The following is an 883-nucleotide window of genomic DNA, read 5'->3' on the forward strand; positions in this document are numbered from 1 at the left end:
GCCTCAATCCGGCGGTCTTACTAGGGCCCGAGCTAGGGCCGAATGTCACGAGTTTTGGGGAAACTGAGCGCCAGGGCGGTTGCAGCCCTCGGCAAGCCTGGCCGTCATAGCGACGGTGGCGGCCGCGATAGAGGCGCGTTTGGCTCGCGTGACCAACTTCTGCTTCCCACCCGTCTCGGACCTTGGCAGGTCGCCATAGCGTGCGCCTTAGCGGATCCTTTGGGAGCAGGGGGTCCCAGGATTTGCAGTCCTTGCAACCTCCCCCTTCGAAATTTTAGATACAGGAGTTCACCGCTGGCGAACCTCGCCCGCTGATCACGACAGCGCCGGCATGTGACGTCACGCCTCAAGGCCGCATATCATTTCGGATGGTTTCACACCTCGACGACACATGTCAGATTGAACCATGGATTCTCGCGATCGCCATTGCGATTGGGATAGCCGGCCTGATTAGCCAGGACGCGCGTGCGACCGACCTTGTAGTCATGTGACCCATGATCATGGCCGTGGACCCAGAGCTCCGGCTGATGCTCCTCGATAAGGGCACTGAGGTCAGAAACAAAGGCGGGCGACAAAGCGCTCCCCTGGTGCCTCGGCTGGACTGATTGCGGATGCGGCGCATGGTGAGTGACTACTACGGTTTGTCCATCATGCGGCTTAGCGAGTTCGCCGCGGATGAACGCAAGGTCGAGGCGATGTTCAGCCGCAGCGTGCCAGGGCATGAAGCGGCTGTAATGACCACTTTCCTCTCGATAGCGAATGAGATGGTGATCGTTCAGCTCTTGCCCGGCGAAAATCATCGACGGCTTAGGCGTCCCAAGAAGGCGGTAGTCGGTCCAGAGGGTGCAGCCGATGAAGCGCACCTGCCCGATTACAACGGTCC

At 60.0% G+C, this 883-nt stretch carries 1 protein-coding gene; it reads right to left on the reverse strand.

The features are described from left to right. Nucleotides 1-374: 374 nt before the first annotated feature. The coding region (locus tag AC1DVA_RS28755) for a metallophosphoesterase family protein (protein ID WP_476808183.1) at nt 375-883 on the reverse strand (509 nt) is incomplete at its 5' end.

Source organism: Allobosea sp. P4_C6, from assembly GCF_056402015.1.